Origin of the sequence: Pseudomonas auratipiscis, assembly GCF_036324085.1 — a bacterium.
Taxonomy (GTDB): domain Bacteria; phylum Pseudomonadota; class Gammaproteobacteria; order Pseudomonadales; family Pseudomonadaceae; genus Aquipseudomonas; species Aquipseudomonas auratipiscis.
In genome coordinates this window covers 47,348-65,892 of the sequence record NZ_JAZDCU010000004.1, presented here as the reverse complement: position 1 = coordinate 65,892, position 18,545 = coordinate 47,348, and the positions used below count along the sequence as shown (strand labels likewise).

Below are 18,545 nucleotides of genomic sequence, written 5' to 3'. Positions count from 1 at the left end.
GCCAGCAAAGCCATTAATGTCGCCTGGGCTTGTTCGGCCTCCAGCTCCAACTCCGTTAATTGGGTCAATTGTGCTTCGCTCGGCGCCTCACCGAAGGCAGTTCTGGCCTTGTTCAACTGCGCTCGGCTCATTGCCGCCGCAATCTTGGCTTTTTTCAACGCCGCATCAGCAGCGGCGGCTTTCTGCGCCTTGACACGTTCGATGGCTGCTTTGATCGGGTCATCGCTGCTGCTGTTCTGTGCAGCGCTGGTGCTGGGGGCGGCAGGTCGAGTGCGAGCGGCGCGCTCGGCTTGTTTTCGTTCTTCTTCGCCTTGCAAGCGACTGTTGCGCAGCTCAAAGCGGCGCCGGGCGTGGTTACGCTTGCTGTTGCGTGCCGCCAGCGCCTGAGGGTCGTGAGCCATGCCGCCGACAACCGCGATGATGCCGCTGTCTATGCTCAAGGGAAGCAGGTCGATGCAGTCAACCGGGCAGGGCGCCACGCACAAGTCGCAGCCGGTGCACTCGGTGCGGATAACGGTGTGCATCAACTTTGCTGCACCGACAATGGCGTCTACTGGGCAGGCCTGTATGCATTTGGTGCAACCAATGCATTCCGCCTCGCGGATATAGGCCACCTGGGGCGGGGCACTGCCGCGTTCAGGATCCAGAGCGGTGATCGGCACCTGAAGAAGCTTGGCTAACGCGGCAATGGTTTCGCTGCCACCAGGCGGACACTTGTTGATCGCCTCGCCCTCGGCCATGCCCTGTGCATAAGGCAGGCACCCAGGATGGCCACACTTGCCGCATTGGGTCTGCGGGAGTAAGGCGTCGATGCGTTGAATCAGACTCATGAGGTAAATAATCCGTTGAAACCGAGAAACGCCAAGGCCATTACGCCCGCTCCGATCAGCTCCACCGGCAGGCCGCGAAAGCTTGGTGTAATGGAGTCGTTGTCACTGCGCTCACGCAGGTCGGCGAACAAACACAAGGCTAGCCAGAATCCCAGCCCACCACCCAGGCTCCAAGCGAGGGTCTGCAGCGTGCCATAGTCGCCTTGGATCAACTGCAGGCCCAAGCCTAGCAGTGCCACATTGCCCAGCAGTAGCGGCATTAGTCCGCTGAAGGGTAGTGTCGGCAGTGTGCGGGACAGTCCGGCCAGCAGAGGCTCGATCAGCAGTACGCAAAGGGGGAGCAGGATGAAAACGTGAAGGTAACCCAACTGCAAGGGTTGCAGGACGTAGCGATACAGCAGTTGCCCAATATTGCTGGTAAGTACCAGCAACACCAGCGTGGCCAGTCCCAGGGCGTGGAGTCGACGACGCGATTGGTCAGCCGATAATCGAAGCGCAGGGTCGATGGCCAGTCCCTGATGCAGGATCAGGTTGTTGACCAGCGCGGCGCTGATCAGGGCCAGAATGAATTCGCTCATGGAGATGCACAATGCCGGGGGCTGTTCGCCATTATCCGGCAATGACGCGAGGAATAGAACGCCCCGGACTTATTCGTCCGGGGCTGGGGGACTTGCTTACTTGATGCGCTGGCCCGGCTTGGCACCGCTATCAGGGCTGAGCAGGTAGATTTCTTCGCCGCCAGGGCCTGCAGCCATGACCATGCCTTCGGAAACGCCAAAACGCATTTTGCGCGGCTTGAGGTTGGCGATCATCATGGTCAAGCGCCCTTCGAGCTTGGCGGGGTCTGGATAGGCCGACTTGATGCCCGAGAAGACGTTGCGTTGTTCGTCACCGATGTCCAGGGTCAGGCGCAAGAGCTTGTCGGCACCTTCGACGGCTTCAGCCTTGAGGATCAGGGCCACGCGCAGGTCGACTGCAGCGAAGGTGTCGAAGTCGATCTCTGCCGACAACGGGTCTTTGCTCAGTTCGCCGTTGCCAGTCGCTACGGATGTCTGGCTGGCGGCCAGGTCTTCCTTGCTGGCGGCAGTCATGGCTTCTACCTTGGCTGGGTCGATACGGCTCATCAGCGCTTTGAATGGATTCAACTGATGGTTGTCCAGGCGCGTCAGGTGGTCGTCCCAGGTCAGCGGGGCAACGTTGAGAAACGCCTCTGCATCGGCAGCCAGCAGTGGTAATACCGGCTTGAGGAAGATAACCAGTTGGCGGAATAGGTTGATGCCCTGGGCGCAGATGGCCTGAACTTCGTCCTGCTTGCCTTCCTGCTTGGCCAGCGACCACGGTGCCTTGTCAGCGATCCAGGCGTTGGCGCGGTCAGCCAGACCCATGATTTCGCGCATGGCGCGAGCGAAATCGCGTGCTTCATAAGCCTCGGCAATGCTTGGCGCTGCGGCCAGGAAGGCTTCGGTGAGCTCAGGCGCTGCATCGCCCTCGACCATCACGCCATCATTACCCTTTTGAATGAACCCTGCGCAACGGCTGGCAATGTTGACGACTTTGCCGACCAGGTCGGAGTTGACCTTCTGTACGAAGTCTTCGAGGTTCAGGTCCAGGTCATCGACGCCGCGGCCCAGCTTGGAGGCATAGTAGTAACGCAGGTATTCCGGCGCCAGGTGATCCAGGTAGGTACGGGCCTTGATGAAGGTGCCGCGGGATTTGGACATTTTTGAGCCGTTGACGGTCAGGTAGCCGTGCACGTTGATCCCGGTCGGCTTACGCAACCCTGCACCTTCGAGCATGGCGGGCCAGAACAACGCGTGGAAATTGACGATGTCCTTGCCGATGAAATGGTACAGCTCGGCGGTAGAGTCCTTGTTCCAGTACGCATCGAAGTCCAGCTCTGGACGACGGGCGCAAAGGTTCTTGAAGCTGGCCATGTAGCCGATGGGGGCATCCAGCCATACATAGAAGTATTTGCCTGGCTCGCCCGGAATTTCAAAACCGAAATAGGGCGCGTCACGGGAGATATCCCATTCCTGCAGGCCGGCATCCAGCCACTCGGCGATCTTGTTGGCGACAGCGTCTTGCAGCGTACCGCTGCGAGTCCACTGTTCGAGCATTGCCTGGAAATCGGGTAGCTTGAAGAAGAAGTGCTGGGAATCCTTGAGAACCGGAGTGGCACCGGAGATGGCCGACTTGGGGTTCTTCAGTTCGGTCGGGGCATAGGTGGCACCGCATTTTTCACAGTTGTCGCCGTACTGGTCTTCAGTGGCGCACTTGGGGCAGGTACCCTTGATGAAACGGTCGGCCAGGAACATTTTCTTGTCCGGGTCGAAGTACTGAGTAATCGACCGAGTAGCGATGTGCCCGGCATCACGCAGCTTGAGGTAGATCTGGTTCGACAGTTCGCGGTTTTCTTCGGCGTGGGTCGAATGGAAGTTGTCGAAATCCACCAGGAAGTCGGCAAAGTCCCCGGCGTGCTCAGCCTGGACGGCCGCAATCAATTGCTCAGGAGTAATCCCTTCCTTTTCAGCACGCAGCATGATTGCAGAACCATGCGCATCGTCGGCGCAGACATAAGTGCACTGGTTGCCACGGTGCTTCTGGAAGCGCACCCACATGTCTGTCTGGATGTACTCGAGCATGTGACCAAGGTGGATCGACCCGTTGGCATAGGGTAGGGCGCTGGTTACGAGAATCTTACGTTGCTCGGACATGGGGCTCGGCTACTTTTTTGGCTACTTGAGATGAAACGGTGATCGGCCACTATAAAACGCCGGGAAATTTATTTCACCCCATGGACGTATCTGTAGATGTTTAGCGGGTTAGCATAGCGGTCTGTTTTACTCAGTCTTTATAACGGGAGTCTCCATGAGTGCCGTCACTCGCGCAGCCGTCGAAGCCGTTCTTCGCCAATACACCGATCCTTATTTGAACCAGGACCCGGTCAGTGCCGGCTGTGTGCAAGCGATCGATATCCAGGGTGAGCGGGTCAATGTCCAGTTGCAACTGGGCTATGCTGCCGGCCTGTTCAAAAACGGGTGGGCGCAAGTCCTGCAAACCGCCATCGAAGGGATCGACGGAGTCGTCTCGGCACAGGTTGAGATCAACTGTGTGATTGCCGAGCATAAAGCCCAGGCGCAGATCCCGGGACTGGCCAACGTCAAGAACATCATTGCCGTTGCCTCCGGCAAGGGTGGGGTGGGCAAGTCCACCACCGCCGCCAACCTCGCCCTGGCGCTGGCCCGCGAAGGGGCTCGGGTGGGTATCCTCGATGCCGACATCTATGGCCCCAGCCAGGGTGTGATGTTTGGCATTCCTGAGCGCACCCGTCCCCAGATCCGCGACCAGAAGTGGTTTGTTCCGCTCAAGGCTCATGGCGTCGAAGTTATGTCCATGGCGTTTCTGACCGACGACAACACGCCGATGGTCTGGCGTGGGCCGATGGTTTCTGGGGCATTGCTGCAACTGGTAACGCAGACAGCCTGGGACAATCTCGATTATCTGGTGATCGACATGCCGCCAGGCACCGGTGACATTCAGCTGACGCTGGCGCAGAAGGTTCCGGTTGCAGGCTCGGTGATCGTTACCACCCCGCAAGACCTCGCCCTGATCGATGCCAAGAAAGGCGTGGAAATGTTCCGCAAGGTCAATATTCCGGTGTTGGGTGTGGTCGAGAACATGGCCGTGCATATCTGTTCCAATTGTGGCCATGCCGAACATCTGTTTGGTGAGGGTGGTGGTGAGAAGCTGGCTGAGCAATATGGAGTGGAGCTTCTGGCTTCGCTGCCGCTGTCGATGCTGATTCGGGAGCAGGCCGACAGTGGCAAGCCGACGGCCATTGCCGAGCCGGAAAGCCAGATCGCCATGGTTTACCAGGAGCTGGCTCGTCAGGTGGGTGCGCGCATTGTGTTGCAGGAAGCCGCAGCACCCGCGATGCCGAACATCACCATCAGCGAAGATTGATACGATTGTACCGGGCGCTGTAATGGGTGCTGGCGGTGGCCTGTGATGGGCTGCCGCGCTGGCGTAGTGGGTGAACATTCCATGTGGCGACAGGATGAATCGCAGGCATAAAAAAACCCCGCCTGTTAAGGGCGGGGTTCTTTCAAGCTGTAAAGCGGAAGTTAGATAACTTCTACTTCTTCAGCCTGCATGCCTTTCTGACCGCGGGTAGCGATGAAAGAGACCGCTTGGCCTTCTTTCAGGCTCTTGAAGCCGTCAGCCTTGATGGCTTTGAAGTGTACGAACAGGTCGTCACCGGATTGTGGGGTGATGAAGCCGAAGCCTTTTTCATCGTTGAACCACTTAACGGTACCGGTTTGGCGATTGGACATTGTCTGTCTCCTTGGACGAAGTTAACTACGACTCAGGAATTGCCCTGGTCGAGACTGAGTGCAAAGAGGCAGAAAAATCATGAAGATGGGTTGATCGAGATCTTGCATCAGGTAGATATTCTCAGTGACACGTGCAGCACAGTGGCGTCACCTTAACCCTTTTTCCAGAACGTGCCAATGGTCTTGTTAAGCTTTCGCGCAAATCATGACTGACGGTGCTGTCCGCCCCGCTGAAAGCCCCAGCGCACGGGGGATTCGACCTCTGACACTGCACGGAACTTTGAACCAGGCGCCAGGCCCGGTAAGATGCGCCACAGAATTTCTTCACCTCGTTACTTCAGGACACCCGCCATGAGCATCAAATCGGACAAGTGGATTCGCCGCATGGCGCAGGAACACGGCATGATCGAGCCGTTCGTCGAGCGCCAGGTGCGCGGTGAGAGCGACAACCGCCTGATCTCCTTCGGTGTCTCCAGCTACGGCTACGATGTGCGCTGCGCCGACGAGTTCAAGGTCTTCACCAACATCAATTCGGCGACCGTCGATCCGAAAAATTTCGATGCCGGCAGCTTTGTCGACGTCAAAAGTGACGTCTGCATCATTCCGCCGAACTCCTTTGCCTTGGCCCGCACCGTGGAGTACTTCCGTATTCCACGTAATGTGCTGACTATCTGCCTGGGCAAGAGCACTTACGCCCGTTGCGGGATCATCGTCAACGTCACCCCGCTCGAGCCCGAGTGGGAAGGTCACGTGACACTCGAGTTCTCCAACACCACGACCTTGCCGGCGAAAATCTACGCCAATGAGGGTGTGGCGCAGATGCTGTTCCTGGAGTCCGATGAAGAGTGCGAAGTCTCGTACAAGGATCGCGGCGGCAAGTACCAGGGGCAACGCGGTGTCACCCTGCCACGCACTTGATCCGATAAAATCAGGGAATTGTTTTTCTCTGGCAGACTCCTATTAGGTGAACTGTTTCGCCAGGCAACAGGCCTGGCGAGCGTTATCACGCCAAGGAGTTGCCCATGAAACTCGACCCGACCATCAGTGCCAAGCTGGCCGTGTTGCAGCCAAATCACATCGGTGTAATGGCCTGGTCGCTGCTGGCCCATCCGCATCCGCATAGCGTGCAAGCGGGCGGTGTGCCTGGCCAGCCCGATCCGGATACGCCTGACCAGCCGCAACCCGGCGAAAATCAGCCAATGGAGCCGGGCGAGCCGACGCTTCCAGACGAAGCGCCTCCCGCGCCAGTAGCCTAGGTCCGCTGCGCCCAACAAAACGTCACGGCGATAACAGGTAACCGCTGCGGTAGGCCTGGTTGCCCGCCACATGGGCGATGACCATGCCACTGGTCGCCATGCGGCGCAGAGAGCGGGCGTAGAGCAGTCCCGGCTGCACATTGCGTATCGGTGTTACCCGATCATTGAGTGGGTCGATGACCTGCGCTATCAACTGTCCTGCCTCCAGGTACTGGCCAGGTTGTGCGTGGAACACCAACAATCCCCCTAGTGGAGTGGCTACCGGCTCTACCCCCGCCAGTGGCGTGGCGGCATAGCTCAGGCCTGGCAGGCTTGTGGGCTCACCGGCTATCGCCCCATAACGCTTTAGATAGGCCAGAATCGCCGCGCAATCCTTCTCTGCCAGCGGGTGGCTGACATCCCCCTGGCCGCGCAACTCGACGGTGACTGAAAAGCTGCCCTGCGGTATCGGGAATTGCTTGCCGAAGCGTTGCTGCAGTTGCCACCAGACCAGGGTGAAACACTCGTCGAACGACTGGCCGCCGGAGTCGGTAGCCAACAGGCTGGCCTGGGCGCCTAGATAGCGCGACAGCGGCTCGACTTGCGGCCAGGCTTCCGGGGTGGTGTACAAATGGACGACTGCATCGAAATCGCAATGTAAGTCCAGCACCATTTCTGCATCGCAAGCCAGTCGCTGCAACGTCAACCGTTGCGATTGCAGCGGTGTATGCGCAGGCTGGGCGTCCAGTAGGCGGCGCAGGCATTCGCGAATCAACGCAACGTTATGCTCAGGATCTTGAGTCAGATGGGCTTCGATCTGATCACCGATGGAGTCGCTCAGATCGACAAAGTTGCGGTTGAAGTTCTCGCCACTCTGCAACTCGAAGCGTCCCAGTGGTACATCCAGCAATACCTGTTCCAGGCCCACTGGATTGGCAATCGGCACCAGAACGATTTCACGCTGCAGCAGGCCCTGGGATTCGAGCTCACTCAAGCGTTGTTTGAGATGCCAGGCCACCAGCATGCCCGGCAGTTCATCAGCGTGCAGCGAGGCTTGGATGTAGATTTTGCCGGCACCACGGGGGCCGAAGTGAAAGCTGTGGATCTGGCGGGCGATACCAGGAACCGGTGCCAGAATGTCGTGGGTCGAGTGGTGCATGTCAGTCCTAGTGAGTCGGTCCGGGAGGAGCCAGTCAGCGCCGGCGGCATGATGATATAAGCATAAACTTGCTGATCATGCAGGCCTTCGGCACTTGTCGCAGGACAAGCCCCACCCCACTGGAGGGGCTTGCTGCCGAGAACGTCAGTACCTGGCGTCGACCGGTTTGCCGCCGTTTGGCCAATCTTTGACCTTGTCCGGGAAGTCCGGTCGCGGCTGCTGCGAGAACCACGCCGCAACGTCCACTGCTTCCTGGTCACTCAAGCCTCCCTGGCCAAGCGGGAAGCGCTCATGAAAGCCGATGGGCATATTGCGTTTGACGAAGGCTGCGGCGGTATAGGTGCGCGCCATGCCGGCACCGATGTTGAAGGACTGCTCACCCCAGAGCGGTGGAAAGACCATGCTGCCATCTTCGCGCGCCAATCCCTCGCCGTTGGTGCCATGGCACACGGCGCACTGTTTGGCGTAAACCTGCTCGCCGTTGGCCAGATCGGGCTTGATTGCCGGGTCTATCTTGCCAACCCCCCGTCCAGCTACCTTGTCCCCTGGTTGGGTATTGTTTTTCATCCAATCGAAATAGGCGACCATGGCCTGCATATCGGCCGATTGCGGGGGAATTGGCTTGCCATTCATCGAGCGGCGGAAGCAGCCGTTGATGCGTTCTTCCAGCGTGATGATTTTTCCGGCCCGCGGTGCATAGCCAGGGAAAAATGCGGAAACCCCGACAAAGGGCGAACCGTCAGCCACGGTGCCGGCGTTGAGATGACAACTGGTGCAGTTCAGTGCATTGCCGACATTGTCCGGCAGCAATTCCTTGGTCTGCAGGTGTAGTCGCATACCACGAACAACCTGGTCGGCATTTGGTGCAGCCAGCAGATCGGCCAAGCGCGGGGTCTCGAACGCTGTTGAATCGGTTGTTTGTGGATTGAGCTGGCCACGTAGCTTTTTCACTTGTTCCGGGGAAACTGCAGAACCTTGGTTGCCCCAACGATTGCGTACGAAACTGAGGATCTCGGCGATCTCCTGATCCGACAGTCGGGCAAACCCGGGCATGGTATAGACCCGCGAATGAGTGGCGGTCTGCGCAGTTTTCCAGCCGGTCAGCGTGATGTGCAAAAGCGAAGTCGGGTCGCTGGAGGCAATGCTCGGGTTGCCCGCCAATGGCGGAAACATGCCCGGCACGCCAGCGCCGTCGGTACGGTGGCAATCGCTGCAGAACTGGGTGTAACCCAGCCCGCCACGGCTGCTGAACAGATCGGCGGGGGCGGAGGTCGGTGCCAGGGCGACGGCTGGCATCGGCAAGTCGTTTTCACCGGGTGGCAACGACTTCAGGTAGCTGGCAATGGCTGTGAGGTCCGCGTCGCTGAAGTGTTGGGTGCTGTGGTGAATCACATCGGCCATGTTTCCGGAAACCGTGGCGAAACGGTTTTGTCCGGTCTTGAGCAATTGCACCGTATCGGGCACCGTCCACAAGTTGCGCAGGCTCAGCGCTCGCCAGTGCTCCACGGTTTCCCCGGCAAGGAAGTGCTTGCCACTGCTGCCTGAATCGCTCATGGCCTTTTCCTGGAAGGCAATGCCGCGCGGTGTATGGCAAGCGCCACAGTGGCCAAGGCCCTGTACCAGGTAGGCGCCTCGATTGATGAGCGGCGAGCGGTCAGGATCGGGCTCGAACGGCTGGTCGTCGACAAAGGCCCAATTCCAGAACGCCAACCCCCAGCGCATATTGAACGGCCAGCTCATATCGGCGGCCTGGTTGGCCTGACTGATGGGTGCTACTGCCTGCATCAGGTAGGCATACAGCGCCCGCATATCCTCTTCGGTCATTTTTGCATAGGAGGGGTAGGGCATTGCCGGGTAGAGATGGGTGCCATCGGCACTCACTCCTTCACGCATGGCTTTGTCGAACTGCTCGAAACTGTAGCGACCGATCCCGGTTTCTGGGTCCGGGGTGATGTTGCTCGAATAAATTGTGCCCATGGGCGTCTGTAGTTGTAGCCCGCCGGCCATGAGCGGGCCATCCGGGGCGGTGTGACAAGCGATGCAGTCGCCCAGTTGAGCAACGTATTTGCCACGTTCGAGCAGCGTGTTGTCAGGCGGCTCGGGCGCTGGGGTTTCTGGCTCGGCGGCGTGAAGGGCGGGTAGCAGCAGGAGCGTCGTGGCGCACAGGGCCAAACGGGAGAGTACGGATGCCATTGCATATTCCTTTAGTCACCTGGTTTGGGAGCTCGAACGCAGGTGTGCAATCGTTTTTATGGTTCATCAGGCAGTGCTGGGGACGAAACTTGTCCTGGTTTCGTTGTAAAGCAATTGTTGGCAAGGGCAGTTGATATGGATCAGCGCAGCCGGCATTGCACCGGCTGCGGGTATTGGTAGGTTATTTGCCCGGTACCAGGGTCAGGCGTTTGCTGCCGTAGGCGCGATCGAAGTTCTGCGATTGCAGCGGCAGGGTCATGTAACGCCCCTTGAACCAGGCATCCAGACCATCGGCAATGTGTGGGCTGGCCGGGTTGCCGGACTGGCCGCTGCTGCTCTGCAACTGCAAAGGTTCGCTCTGGCCGAAGTCCACCACCATGCGCAGGGAGGGGGGCAACTGGGCATTGAAATCCCTGCCCCAGGCATATGGCGCCAGGTTCAAGGTACTGTGATCGCCACCTGTGGCCTGAGGGCTGCGGCTGATCGCGTCACCGAGGCCATGGAAGGTTGGCGCAGGCCAGCGGTACTGGTGCAGCTTGCCCCATTGCCAGGCGCGACGGTCGCCGCCCAGTTGGGTCTCGCCGGCGCTGATGGCCGCGGCTAGGCTGCGGGCAAGGATCGCCGGTTTGTCTTCTTTGTTCGCCGTGCGCAGGTCATCCCAGAACGGGCTGTCTTCACGACCCAGCAAATGGTCCGCCTGGGCTGAATAGGACAACCGTGCGTTGGTGACGAAGGCCTGCCAGGTCGCCGAATTTTCCGGACCGAGCTCATCGAGGAAGGTCGCTTTCGCGCTTTCCTGCAGAAACAGTTCGTACAGCGCAGCGTCCGCGGAGGTGGTGCTCAGCCTGCCGTCGAAGGCCATCAAGCGGGTGTAGGCCTCGCGCGCCTTGCTGCGCTGATCAGTTGGTAAGGCATCGATTGCCTTTTTCAAGGGCTGGGCCATGCCTGGCGCTTCGAACATTTGCTTGAGCTTGCCGGCAAACAGCGTGGTCTGGTCATTTTGCATGGTGATCAGGCTGCGGCTGTCGTGCTTGCCATTGGCGGCCAGTTGTCCCAGGCGTTCGGCGCGCTCAGGGTAATACCAGCTGTTGGAAAGCTGCATCCCGTAGCCTTTGGGGACGCTGCGCTGATTGGCATTGCCCAGCCAACCTTGTTGCGGGTCCTGATCGTAAGGATGGAGCATGGGGTCGGCATAGCCATCCCAGTCATAGCGCCCATCCCAGCCCGGTGAAGGCAGCAGCCCCTGACCCTCGCGACGGTTGGGAAAACGCCCGCTGACCTGCCAGCCGATATTGCTTGCGTCGGCGAAGACGAAGTTCAAGGCCGCTGCACCGATTTCGCGGGTGTTATCGAAAGCCCGCTCGACGTTCTGCGCTCGCGACAGGTTGAAGAAGGCGTCCAGGCTCTGGTCACCCTTGAGCTGGGGCAGTTGCAAGGCCAAGCCCAGGCTTGTGTTCTGCGCTTGTCCGAGCAAAGTGCCGTGGCGGGTGTCGTAGAGGGTCTCGCGCTGGGGGCGCTGGCCCCTGATGAAGAAGGTTTCGTTACGCGCCAAGGCTGGGAGCCATTTGCCGTCGGCCTGGTACAGCAGACGGCTGCCTTCACGCTTGAGCCGTTCGAAATACAGGTCCTGATTGTCGGCCATGACGGCGCTGGCACTCCAGGCCAGCTTACCGTTGTACCCCGCGAGCAGCAGCGGCAAGCCCGCAATCGAAACCCCGGCGGCCTGGTACTTGGGTGATCGGATCTGCACCGGGGTCATGGCCCAGGCACCCAGGTTGTCGCTGGCCAGCAAGCTCTTGCCGCTACGGCTGCGTGGTGGCGCTATGGCCCAATTGCTGGAGCCGGCAGTTCCGAGCAAATTGAACGCGGCCAATTGTTCACTGGCAGCATTGAGCGGCTCCAGCCAGGCCAGTTGGCTACCGAGGTTGAGGCCTTTAAGTTTGTCGGCCTCGGCTGTCGGCAGGGGTTCGTCAGGATAGCTTGGCAACAGCCACGGCAGTTTGTCGTTGCCGACCTTCTGTGCCAAGGTCAGGGCGGCCAGCTCTTCTTGTAGATTGACCGACTGGCTGAAGTTGTACAGACAGAAGATCAGCGCCGAGTCTTCAGGTTTCCAATACTCCGCACGGTATCCCGTTTGTGCCAGTGGCGCTGGCAGTTTGTCGCGGTAGCGGAACATATAGGCGTTGACGCCACGGGCATAGACTTCGAAAAAGCGCTTAAGACGTGGCGAGGCATCGGCATAGAGCTGGTTGGCAGTCTTCTTCAGGTTTGCCGCGCGCATCAAGCGGTCGACTTCCAGAACCTCAGGGCCGGCTATTTCGGTCAGTCGGCCTTGCGCCAACAAACGCATGCTGACCATCTGACCAATGCGGTCACCCGCGTGCACATAACCCAAGGCGAACAGGGCATCGTGGAAATTGCTGCTTTCGATCAGTGGCATGCCTTGGGCATTGCGTCGCACGGATACGTTTTGGGCCAGTCCTTTCAGCGGTTGGACACCGCTGGTTGGTGGCACGCTATCGCGATAGCCGCCCACTTGGCAGCCGCTCAGGGCAGTTAAGGCCAGCATCGCAGCGGCTACGCCGAACCGGGGTGAAAAAGAGGGGGAGGCTGGCGCGGCCATGATCGGGCTCCTGCAGGGCGTGGCGTCTAAAAGGCGCTACGTTAGTGAGCCCGACCACGCCATGCAAGCGGGGCGCAGCCTTTATTTTTCGGGCTGCTCAAAGGCCACTATCAGGCTCCGTGGCACTTCTTGAACTTCTTGTTGCTGCCGCATGGGCACGGATCGTTGCGGCCAACGTCTTTCAAGGCGTTGCGCACCGGCTCCTGATGACCGTGATTGCAGTTTGGACCGTGAACATGGCCGTGATCATGGTCGTGATGATCATGATCGTGGTTGCAGTCTGGGCCATGGACATGGGGTTGTTGGGTCATTGCGGGTTACTCCGGTAAAAGATCGCCGGGAATTATCTCACCACTGCGCGACAAGTGCATTTCGCGGGTGAAGATTATTCCACTGTTGAGTTCGCCATCTAGACGGTAACGCAATGGGCCATCGGTCTTCTTGAGCATTTTGGCCAGGGGTTTGACCTGCTGCCAAAGATTGGTACGCACCGGAATCTTGAAGGTGCGCCGGGCATGCCCCCCCACACTGCGCCACAGGCTGGATTCGCCCTCGACCAAAAGCAGGTCATTCAGGCGCACGGCATAGGTAAGATTGCGAATGAACAGGCGCCCATCGTTGGGATTGTCGACCCGCACATGCAGGACGAACTCTTGCTCCAGGAGGCGCACCTTGACCGCTTCGACCTTCACCAGGTGGACTTCGGGATCCCGGTAGTCACCGCCGAACCAACTGGCGCAGCCCGTCAGTTGCAGTAGCAGAAAGCTGAACAGCAACAGACGGATCATCGAACTTAGCCCCCTATGTAACTGGCGCAACATTTCTTGATATTTTGCAACAAAACACTACCAATGTGATCCATCATTTTTCGCTCATCCTCTGCAAGCACTCTGCCACTGTCGCCTCGCCGGAGTGTAGTCTAGACAAGGAAACGGGCGAAGGGTGGGGTGCTCTAATGGCTATTCGTTCGCGGCTTGATCAATTTTTCTAACTGACGACTGGATGAATATGGCTCAACTAACGATAAACAATGGTACAGCGAAAATTACTGTGGCGGCCCTTCCTGATTGCTGTCCTGTATGCCGCGTAGGGATCAATTCTGAGTATTTACAAGGACGCTATTGCAGTACGCAATATGAAGTTGATGCACTATTCGCCTGTCCGAAAATCGATTGCAATAAATTTTTTATAGCATCTTACAGGTTAGACGCTCCAAAAGGTATTTACTACTTAAAGACATTGTCGCCACGCTCACTTGGACCAGTGGATGTTGTGAAGGAAGTCAAGGACATTTCTCCTCAATTTACGGAGATTTTCACTCAGGCAACTCAGGCGGAACAGTACGGATTGGATGAAATTGCAGGGGTTGGCTACAGAAAGTCGTTAGAGTATCTTATTAAAGATTACTGCGTTGCACAGCATCCTGATAAAGAAGATGATATTAAGAAGCGGCCTATCGGACAAGTGATCGAGGGCTTCGTCACTAACGAGAATGTCAAACAGTGTGCGAAGCGGGCAGTATGGCTTGGGAATGATGAAACCCATTACGTCAGGAAGTGGGTGGACAAGGATATCAAAGACCTAAAGCTGCTGATTCAGATTACAGTGAACTGGATTCAGCAGGAAGTGATTACTAAGAAGCTGTTAGAAGATATGCAATAATCGGAAAGAACTGGAGCGAAGGGATGGCGGTTGACGTTGTAAAAACTGTTGCTGGAGATCCGATCTATGCGGATGTAACTTTCTACCTCAGCATTGCGGCTGCATTGGTCAGCCTCGCCACGCTCACTGTTGGTTACACGCAGATGAAGATCGCCAGTGCCAAAGTGAAACTGGATTTGTATAACAAGCGTTTCAATGTCTATCTTTCTGCACTGGAATACTATCAGTCGGTATGGGGGAAGAATGATGGCGAGCTCAAGATAAAGGCAGCAGAATTTATCAAGTGCTACCGGGAATCGCAGTTTCTCTTTTCGGAGAAGGATGGGCTGTATAAGACACTTACAAGTATCAAGGATGCTGGGGGTGTGATAGCTCTTTACCAAGAAATGATAGCCGAGGGTAAGCAAGGGGATGCGATGCATTCGCTACATGAGAAGAGTGTAGATGCACGGGAGAAAATGGGGAAAGCGATACAAATTCTAGAGCAGCAAATGGCGAAGTATATAAACTTCAAAGTTGTTCGAGGATGGTCGTTCTGGTGGTGATTGTGGTTTCACCTAGTCAATATCAACGGATTTCCTCCGCCCGCGCCGCGAAGGACATGCACCTTTGGTAAGCTTTGGTCTTCTGTCTGGAATTATAAGCAGGACGGAATTTGGAAAAGACGGTTTCGAGCGAGGGGTGTTCAACGCTGTGCGACCTGCCTAGGCAGTAGCTGTTGAAATCTGAAAGTAACTGGGGCGTGTGTTGGCAGGGGCATGAGGAATCCGTCAGCCCAAAACGGCTGTAGGCCACAGAATACGTGGCTTAGGGGTGAATGCATCCCGATAGAATGCCTACTAACCCGCTGTTAGAACGAAACGTTGATGGCCAGCATCAGACGGCGAACAGCAGTAGCGTTGAACTCGCTTCCCCTTGGAGTGCGAAGACCCTTCTTGTTCAGACAGTCAGCGACCGATTGCAGCGTGCTGATCTTGTCATGCAGGCAGGATTTCAGGTGAGGCTCAATGGTGGCTTGATACTTCGCTACGCTCGCCATACGGATGTTGTTGGCTGCTGTAATGTCGGCCACTGCACGGCCCTTGGCTTGAGCTTCTGCACGATTGGCCACCTTCTGCTGGGCTACTGCATCACCAGCGTCTGCACGTTTCTGAAGGGAAGCCAGAGCTTCCTTGGTACGGGTGGCGATAAACTCCCGCTCCTGCTGGGCAAGTGCTGCAAACAGGTGGAGTTGGAAGGTGTTGGCTTGCGGCATTGTTGCCACCTTGAAATCAACCTGTTCCATCAACTGGGCGATGTGCAGAACGGAGCGGGAAAGACGGTCCAACTTGGCTACCAGCAACTGAGCGGTGTGCTGTTTGCACGCTGCCAGAGCTTTTGCACCTTCTGGACGATCTTCAAGGGCGAGCTTGCCGCTCACCACATCCACATACTCACCAATGACGTTCCAGCCGTTCGTGTGTGCTGCACGTTCGATGTAATCACGCTGTGCTTCCAGACCCAGACCAGAATCGCCTTGGCTCTTGGTGGATACCCGAATGTAAGCAACAACGTCTGTCATGATGATGGCCCGTCTGTGTGTGAGGCCACTGTATCAACGATCATGAATAATTGTCAATTGGGCAGACGTTCGTCAGTGCTAATGATATTTTCAAGTTATCCCAAATGACAAATGGACTACTGGGGATTTGCACCAAGGAGTATTCATTCGTTTGAAATCATCGTGCAGAAATAGCTGACAGAATGTCTAGCATCTGGTGGGCGAGCAGTCTGGCACGTCTGTTTGAAAGCTTTTGCTCAATTTTTAAATTCCGCGACGGAGCGAGAGAAAGCGTCTCGCTAAGCAAAAACGGGTTTTCCCGGCTTGGCATACTGTGCCTGATAGGCTGTGGGCCAATGAAATCAAGGGTTGGAGGATTGTTGGAGGGAGTTTTCTGGCAACACGGCTATGCCAATAACTTAAATTTAATGTGAGTTATTGATAGTTTTAGATTAGTTATTCTAAGGTTGCCCGGTAGCTGTATCCGGTGCTTTGCTTTTCCGACGCACATTATAGAGAGCGTAGAGATTCGATCCCTGACGAGATTGCTACGGTATTGGTGTCTAGCGTGGTGAGGATGGTCAGTACATTGTCATGCACGGTGGTTGATCCTCGCTGACTGATCCAGAGGGAGAGCTCTTCAAGCCCAGCTCTCAGGGCGTGCTGATTTAGCAGAAGCAATTCCAGTGTGTCAGCGGTGACCAAGCGCTTATCTTCCATGTGTGGCTTCCTGATCGGTTGAGATTACGGCATCTGCATGGGCGTCAGAGCAGGTTAGAGCTCCAGTATGCCTTTCTCAAGTTCTTGCACTAGTTCGATAAGGCTGATTCCCAAAACCTCACATAGGTCGCGGAGCTGCACAATATCCAATCGACGTGTCCCGTTCTCAACGTCACTCATGAATGACTGGGGTCGACTCAGTGCCTTGGAGCAATCGACTTGGGTCAAGCCCGCCGCCTTTCTGTGCTTTCGTAGCAGATTCAGTAAGACTGTGTGTTCAGGTCGATAGATCGTCTTCGGCATGGCTGGCTGGCTACAGATGGGTAGCCTCTCAACCTATATCCGGTTTTCAGATATCTGAATTTCGGATATTCTGATTCGCCTAGGTATGCCATCCACGAACCACGGATAGACCATGAACGATCAGCTCTACTACCTGACCAGCCAGAAGAAGACAACGAACCACATCTTGCACCTGCTGATGTGCATCCCTACCTGTGGGTTATGGCTGTTCGTCTGGGGCATGAATATGCGTGCGAATGACTGGCACAATCGTAAGATCGACAAACAGATCAAGCAGATTCTGCAACGCAAGGCGTAGATTGATAGCCTATTAGGGAGGAAGGTCCAATCTTGCTACCCTTGCTTTCTATAGTCCCGGACTATCTCGATCACCCGTGTAAGGTCTCGTCTATTTAGTCCCGGACTATCTCCCCTCGAATCCGTTAGGTGATCAAGCAGCGTTGGCCTGTCGGAGCTCTGTGTAAGCACTGGTGCAATCATCGATGCAATCGAGCTCGGCTTGCAGTACGTCCCGAACCTGTGGATTGTGCTCCAGATACATCATCATTCCGTCCAGAGCATGTCGAGCGCACTGGGCGATCAGTGAACCTTGAGACTTTCCAAGTCCTGTGGCGTTTCTTACAGCTGCGGTGCTTATATCTGGCATCTTCACTGCCGCGTACACGTGCTGAGGGCTAACGTTCAGCTTCCCTTTGCTCGCTTTGGCTACGGTGTAGCAGGCGGCCATCACGTAATCCTCCACCCAATTTTGAGCGGGCAGATCATATAGATCGTGCTCAGGATGCACGTCAGCAAGTGCAATCAGGCGGTGGAGCGGGTTGTGCATGACAGTAAAAGGACGGGTCACGCTCTTCATCGTCGCAATTTTCTTCTGCGGCTCAGCTGGTGCATTCTGCGAATCGTTCGCTGCGGACAGCAATCGCAGTGCATCTTGGGATTGCTTAGAGCTCAAACAGGATTTTGAACCGCTGCTTACGGCCTCTGATTTGGGCTCTTGGATCGGGTCTGTAGGGGGTGTGAATGCATAGGAAACGTATTGCCCAATGATTTCTCCAGTATCTGTGCTGATGCAGTAATCATCGGTGCGGTGGGTGCTGATGTTGAAGTTATGAGCGGGATTGAAAGCCATGGGAATCCTCCTTGGGGTAAGTTCATTTCATGGGCGGTTGCCTCGGTATGTGGTTGGGCCGCAAGCGAATACCAGCGGCCGTGTTCAGTGAAACTTTTAAGTTGAGAATCCAGTGGTTTCCCTACCTGCTGCTGCGTCAGCCCGAAGTCTGTCGGCGTAGTGGATCAGCGCTCGCACAACTTCTATGTGCACCACTCGTTCCTTCATGTACCGCTGTAGGGCGTCATCGATCACAACTGCCTTCTTCTCCTGCCAAGCTTTGTGAGCTGATAAGGGGCAGGCAAAGCTGCCGAGGCGAATTTGCTTGCCATCAGCTCTGCAAAACGCCTGATACCCAACCCCTCGTACATGCTTAGTTACCCCTAGCGGCCACTTGCCACGGGTGGCTGCGGAGTCGGTTACGATGAGATTGAGATACGGGGGCACGTATCGACAGTGCTCCGGTCCATACACCTTGTTGCCGGGGCAAATCAGGTCTTTATCTAGGCACCAGCCTTCAACGTGGTTTTGATCGAACCACGCTTTAAACCCAGAGAAGCGGAGCCAATCAGGGTGTACTGAGCAACCGATATAAGTGGGGCAGCGAGCATGGGTTTTCTTGCCATAGCCGCGATTGATCATAGCGTTCCACGCTGAATACTCTGGCTGTAGCCGTAGCTTACCGGTCTTGGGGTCACGGTAGGACGAGTGTCCGGGGAGGTCGTTAATCCCAACTCCACACACAAGCTTTCCGCTAACACTATCGTTGGCAGAGTCTGGGGTGGGGGTGGTGGGTTCAGACGGTTTGGCTTGGAAGGCCGGGGAAGTCAAATTCAAG

Annotated in this window: 18 protein-coding genes and 1 pseudogene; 6 read left to right on the top strand and 13 right to left on the bottom strand. The window is 56.6% G+C overall.

Translation table 11 applies throughout. The features are described from left to right. Positions 1-5: 5 nt before the first annotated feature. From rsxB to metG, 3 genes and pseudogenes are all read right to left on the bottom strand, one after another. Positions 6-830: pseudogene (rsxB, locus tag V0R60_RS06930) on the bottom strand (electron transport complex subunit RsxB); the annotation flags it as partial. Continuing rightward, the gene (locus V0R60_RS06925; RefSeq protein WP_330080159.1) at positions 827-1,408 is read right to left on the bottom strand and encodes an Rnf-Nqr domain containing protein; all 582 of its coding nucleotides are present in this window, start codon (positions 1,406-1,408) and stop codon (positions 827-829) included. The gene V0R60_RS06925 and the pseudogene rsxB, both read right to left, overlap by 4 nt. A 96-nt stretch (positions 1,409-1,504) precedes the next feature. After that, the gene (gene metG / locus V0R60_RS06920) at positions 1,505-3,544 is read right to left on the bottom strand and encodes a methionine--tRNA ligase (protein ID WP_330080158.1); all 2,040 of its coding nucleotides are present in this window, start codon (positions 3,542-3,544) and stop codon (positions 1,505-1,507) included. A 154-nt stretch (positions 3,545-3,698) separates the two neighbouring features. Between metG and apbC the strand changes: the two genes are divergently transcribed. After that, complete coding sequence (gene apbC / locus V0R60_RS06915) at positions 3,699-4,793, top strand: iron-sulfur cluster carrier protein ApbC (protein WP_136474886.1); 1,095 nt, start codon at positions 3,699-3,701, stop codon at positions 4,791-4,793. 161 nt (positions 4,794-4,954) lie between these two features. On the opposite strand, the gene V0R60_RS06910 is transcribed toward apbC, so the two are convergent. Then, the gene (locus V0R60_RS06910; RefSeq protein WP_010221054.1) at positions 4,955-5,164 is read right to left on the bottom strand and encodes a cold-shock protein; all 210 of its coding nucleotides are present in this window, start codon (positions 5,162-5,164) and stop codon (positions 4,955-4,957) included. A 351-nt stretch (positions 5,165-5,515) separates the two neighbouring features. Between V0R60_RS06910 and dcd the strand changes: the two genes are divergently transcribed. Together dcd and V0R60_RS06900 are read left to right on the top strand one after the other, a co-directional pair. Next, complete coding sequence (gene dcd / locus V0R60_RS06905) at positions 5,516-6,082, top strand: dCTP deaminase (RefSeq protein ID WP_028943496.1); 567 nt, start codon at positions 5,516-5,518, stop codon at positions 6,080-6,082. 104 nt (positions 6,083-6,186) lie between these two features. Next, positions 6,187-6,420, top strand: coding sequence for a hypothetical protein (locus V0R60_RS06900; RefSeq protein ID WP_136474887.1), 234 nt, complete (start codon positions 6,187-6,189; stop codon positions 6,418-6,420). Between the two features lie 22 nt (positions 6,421-6,442). Here V0R60_RS06900 and V0R60_RS06895 read toward each other — a convergent pair whose 3' ends face one another. From V0R60_RS06895 to V0R60_RS06875, 5 genes are all read right to left on the bottom strand, one after another. Further along, positions 6,443-7,558, bottom strand: coding sequence for a succinylglutamate desuccinylase/aspartoacylase family protein (locus tag V0R60_RS06895; RefSeq protein WP_330080157.1), 1,116 nt, complete (start codon positions 7,556-7,558; stop codon positions 6,443-6,445). A 144-nt stretch (positions 7,559-7,702) separates the two neighbouring features. Beyond that, the gene (locus V0R60_RS06890; protein ID WP_136474889.1) at positions 7,703-9,751 is read right to left on the bottom strand and encodes a c-type cytochrome; all 2,049 of its coding nucleotides are present in this window, start codon (positions 9,749-9,751) and stop codon (positions 7,703-7,705) included. A 181-nt stretch (positions 9,752-9,932) separates the two neighbouring features. Next, positions 9,933-12,374 carry a penicillin acylase family protein gene (locus V0R60_RS06885; RefSeq protein WP_330080156.1) on the bottom strand — a complete coding sequence of 814 codons (2,442 nt, stop codon included), beginning with the start codon at positions 12,372-12,374 and terminating at the stop codon, positions 9,933-9,935. 110 nt (positions 12,375-12,484) lie between these two features. Beyond that, a complete protein-coding gene (locus tag V0R60_RS06880) occupies positions 12,485-12,685 on the bottom strand; it encodes an SEC-C metal-binding domain-containing protein (RefSeq protein WP_136474891.1) in 201 nt (66 codons plus the stop codon). A 6-nt stretch (positions 12,686-12,691) separates the two neighbouring features. After that, positions 12,692-13,162 carry an LEA type 2 family protein gene (locus V0R60_RS06875; RefSeq protein WP_256658328.1) on the bottom strand — a complete coding sequence of 157 codons (471 nt, stop codon included), beginning with the start codon at positions 13,160-13,162 and terminating at the stop codon, positions 12,692-12,694. Between the two features lie 214 nt (positions 13,163-13,376). Here V0R60_RS06875 and V0R60_RS06870 point away from each other — a divergent pair, with 214 nt between their 5' ends. Both V0R60_RS06870 and V0R60_RS06865 read left to right on the top strand, forming a co-directional pair. Beyond that, entirely contained in the window at positions 13,377-14,036 is a 660-nt protein-coding gene (locus V0R60_RS06870; RefSeq protein ID WP_330080155.1) for a hypothetical protein, read from the top strand. Positions 14,037-14,059: 23 nt separating this feature from the next. Then, a complete protein-coding gene (locus V0R60_RS06865) occupies positions 14,060-14,581 on the top strand; it encodes a hypothetical protein (protein WP_330080154.1) in 522 nt (173 codons plus the stop codon). A gap of 305 nt (positions 14,582-14,886) precedes the next feature. On the opposite strand, the gene V0R60_RS06860 is transcribed toward V0R60_RS06865, so the two are convergent. The 3 genes from V0R60_RS06860 to V0R60_RS06850 form a co-directional block, all read right to left on the bottom strand. After that, positions 14,887-15,597 carry a recombinase family protein gene (locus tag V0R60_RS06860; RefSeq protein WP_330080153.1) on the bottom strand — a complete coding sequence of 237 codons (711 nt, stop codon included), beginning with the start codon at positions 15,595-15,597 and terminating at the stop codon, positions 14,887-14,889. Positions 15,598-16,086: 489 nt separating this feature from the next. Further along, a complete protein-coding gene (locus V0R60_RS06855) occupies positions 16,087-16,296 on the bottom strand; it encodes a hypothetical protein (RefSeq protein WP_330080152.1) in 210 nt (69 codons plus the stop codon). 54 nt (positions 16,297-16,350) lie between these two features. Further along, a complete protein-coding gene (locus tag V0R60_RS06850; protein WP_330080151.1) occupies positions 16,351-16,599 on the bottom strand; it encodes a helix-turn-helix domain-containing protein in 249 nt (82 codons plus the stop codon). A 112-nt stretch (positions 16,600-16,711) separates the two neighbouring features. Between V0R60_RS06850 and V0R60_RS06845 the strand changes: the two genes are divergently transcribed. Further along, positions 16,712-16,897 (top strand): hypothetical protein, encoded by a 186-nt coding sequence (locus tag V0R60_RS06845; protein WP_038607861.1) that lies wholly within the window; start codon positions 16,712-16,714, stop codon positions 16,895-16,897. A 132-nt stretch (positions 16,898-17,029) separates the two neighbouring features. Here the strand turns inward: V0R60_RS06845 and V0R60_RS06840 are convergent, their stop codons facing one another. Further along, positions 17,030-17,728, bottom strand: a complete 699-nt coding sequence (locus tag V0R60_RS06840) for a hypothetical protein (protein ID WP_330080150.1) — start codon at positions 17,726-17,728, stop codon at positions 17,030-17,032. Between the last annotated feature and the right edge of the window lie 817 nt (positions 17,729-18,545).

What these genes read in the sequence shown, in the direction of transcription:
- V0R60_RS06925 (WP_330080159.1), bottom strand. Translation starts at nt 1,408, where the DNA reads ATGAGCGAATTCATTCTGGCCCTGATCAGCGCCGCGCTGGTCAACAAC.
- metG (WP_330080158.1), bottom strand. Translation starts at nt 3,544, where the DNA reads ATGTCCGAGCAACGTAAGATTCTCGTAACCAGCGCCCTACCCTATGCC.
- apbC (WP_136474886.1), top strand. Translation starts at nt 3,699, where the DNA reads ATGAGTGCCGTCACTCGCGCAGCCGTCGAAGCCGTTCTTCGCCAATAC.
- V0R60_RS06910 (WP_010221054.1), bottom strand. Translation starts at nt 5,164, where the DNA reads ATGTCCAATCGCCAAACCGGTACCGTTAAGTGGTTCAACGATGAAAAA.
- dcd (WP_028943496.1), top strand. Translation starts at nt 5,516, where the DNA reads ATGAGCATCAAATCGGACAAGTGGATTCGCCGCATGGCGCAGGAACAC.
- V0R60_RS06900 (WP_136474887.1), top strand. Translation starts at nt 6,187, where the DNA reads ATGAAACTCGACCCGACCATCAGTGCCAAGCTGGCCGTGTTGCAGCCA.
- V0R60_RS06895 (WP_330080157.1), bottom strand. Translation starts at nt 7,558, where the DNA reads ATGCACCACTCGACCCACGACATTCTGGCACCGGTTCCTGGTATCGCC.
- V0R60_RS06890 (WP_136474889.1), bottom strand. Translation starts at nt 9,751, where the DNA reads ATGGCATCCGTACTCTCCCGTTTGGCCCTGTGCGCCACGACGCTCCTG.
- V0R60_RS06885 (WP_330080156.1), bottom strand. Translation starts at nt 12,374, where the DNA reads ATGGCCGCGCCAGCCTCCCCCTCTTTTTCACCCCGGTTCGGCGTAGCC.
- V0R60_RS06880 (WP_136474891.1), bottom strand. Translation starts at nt 12,685, where the DNA reads ATGACCCAACAACCCCATGTCCATGGCCCAGACTGCAACCACGATCAT.
- V0R60_RS06875 (WP_256658328.1), bottom strand. Translation starts at nt 13,162, where the DNA reads ATGATCCGTCTGTTGCTGTTCAGCTTTCTGCTACTGCAACTGACGGGC.
- V0R60_RS06870 (WP_330080155.1), top strand. Translation starts at nt 13,377, where the DNA reads ATGAATATGGCTCAACTAACGATAAACAATGGTACAGCGAAAATTACT.
- V0R60_RS06865 (WP_330080154.1), top strand. Translation starts at nt 14,060, where the DNA reads ATGGCGGTTGACGTTGTAAAAACTGTTGCTGGAGATCCGATCTATGCG.
- V0R60_RS06860 (WP_330080153.1), bottom strand. Translation starts at nt 15,597, where the DNA reads ATGACAGACGTTGTTGCTTACATTCGGGTATCCACCAAGAGCCAAGGC.
- V0R60_RS06855 (WP_330080152.1), bottom strand. Translation starts at nt 16,296, where the DNA reads ATGGAAGATAAGCGCTTGGTCACCGCTGACACACTGGAATTGCTTCTG.
- V0R60_RS06850 (WP_330080151.1), bottom strand. Translation starts at nt 16,599, where the DNA reads ATGCCGAAGACGATCTATCGACCTGAACACACAGTCTTACTGAATCTG.
- V0R60_RS06845 (WP_038607861.1), top strand. Translation starts at nt 16,712, where the DNA reads ATGAACGATCAGCTCTACTACCTGACCAGCCAGAAGAAGACAACGAAC.
- V0R60_RS06840 (WP_330080150.1), bottom strand. Translation starts at nt 17,728, where the DNA reads ATGGCTTTCAATCCCGCTCATAACTTCAACATCAGCACCCACCGCACC.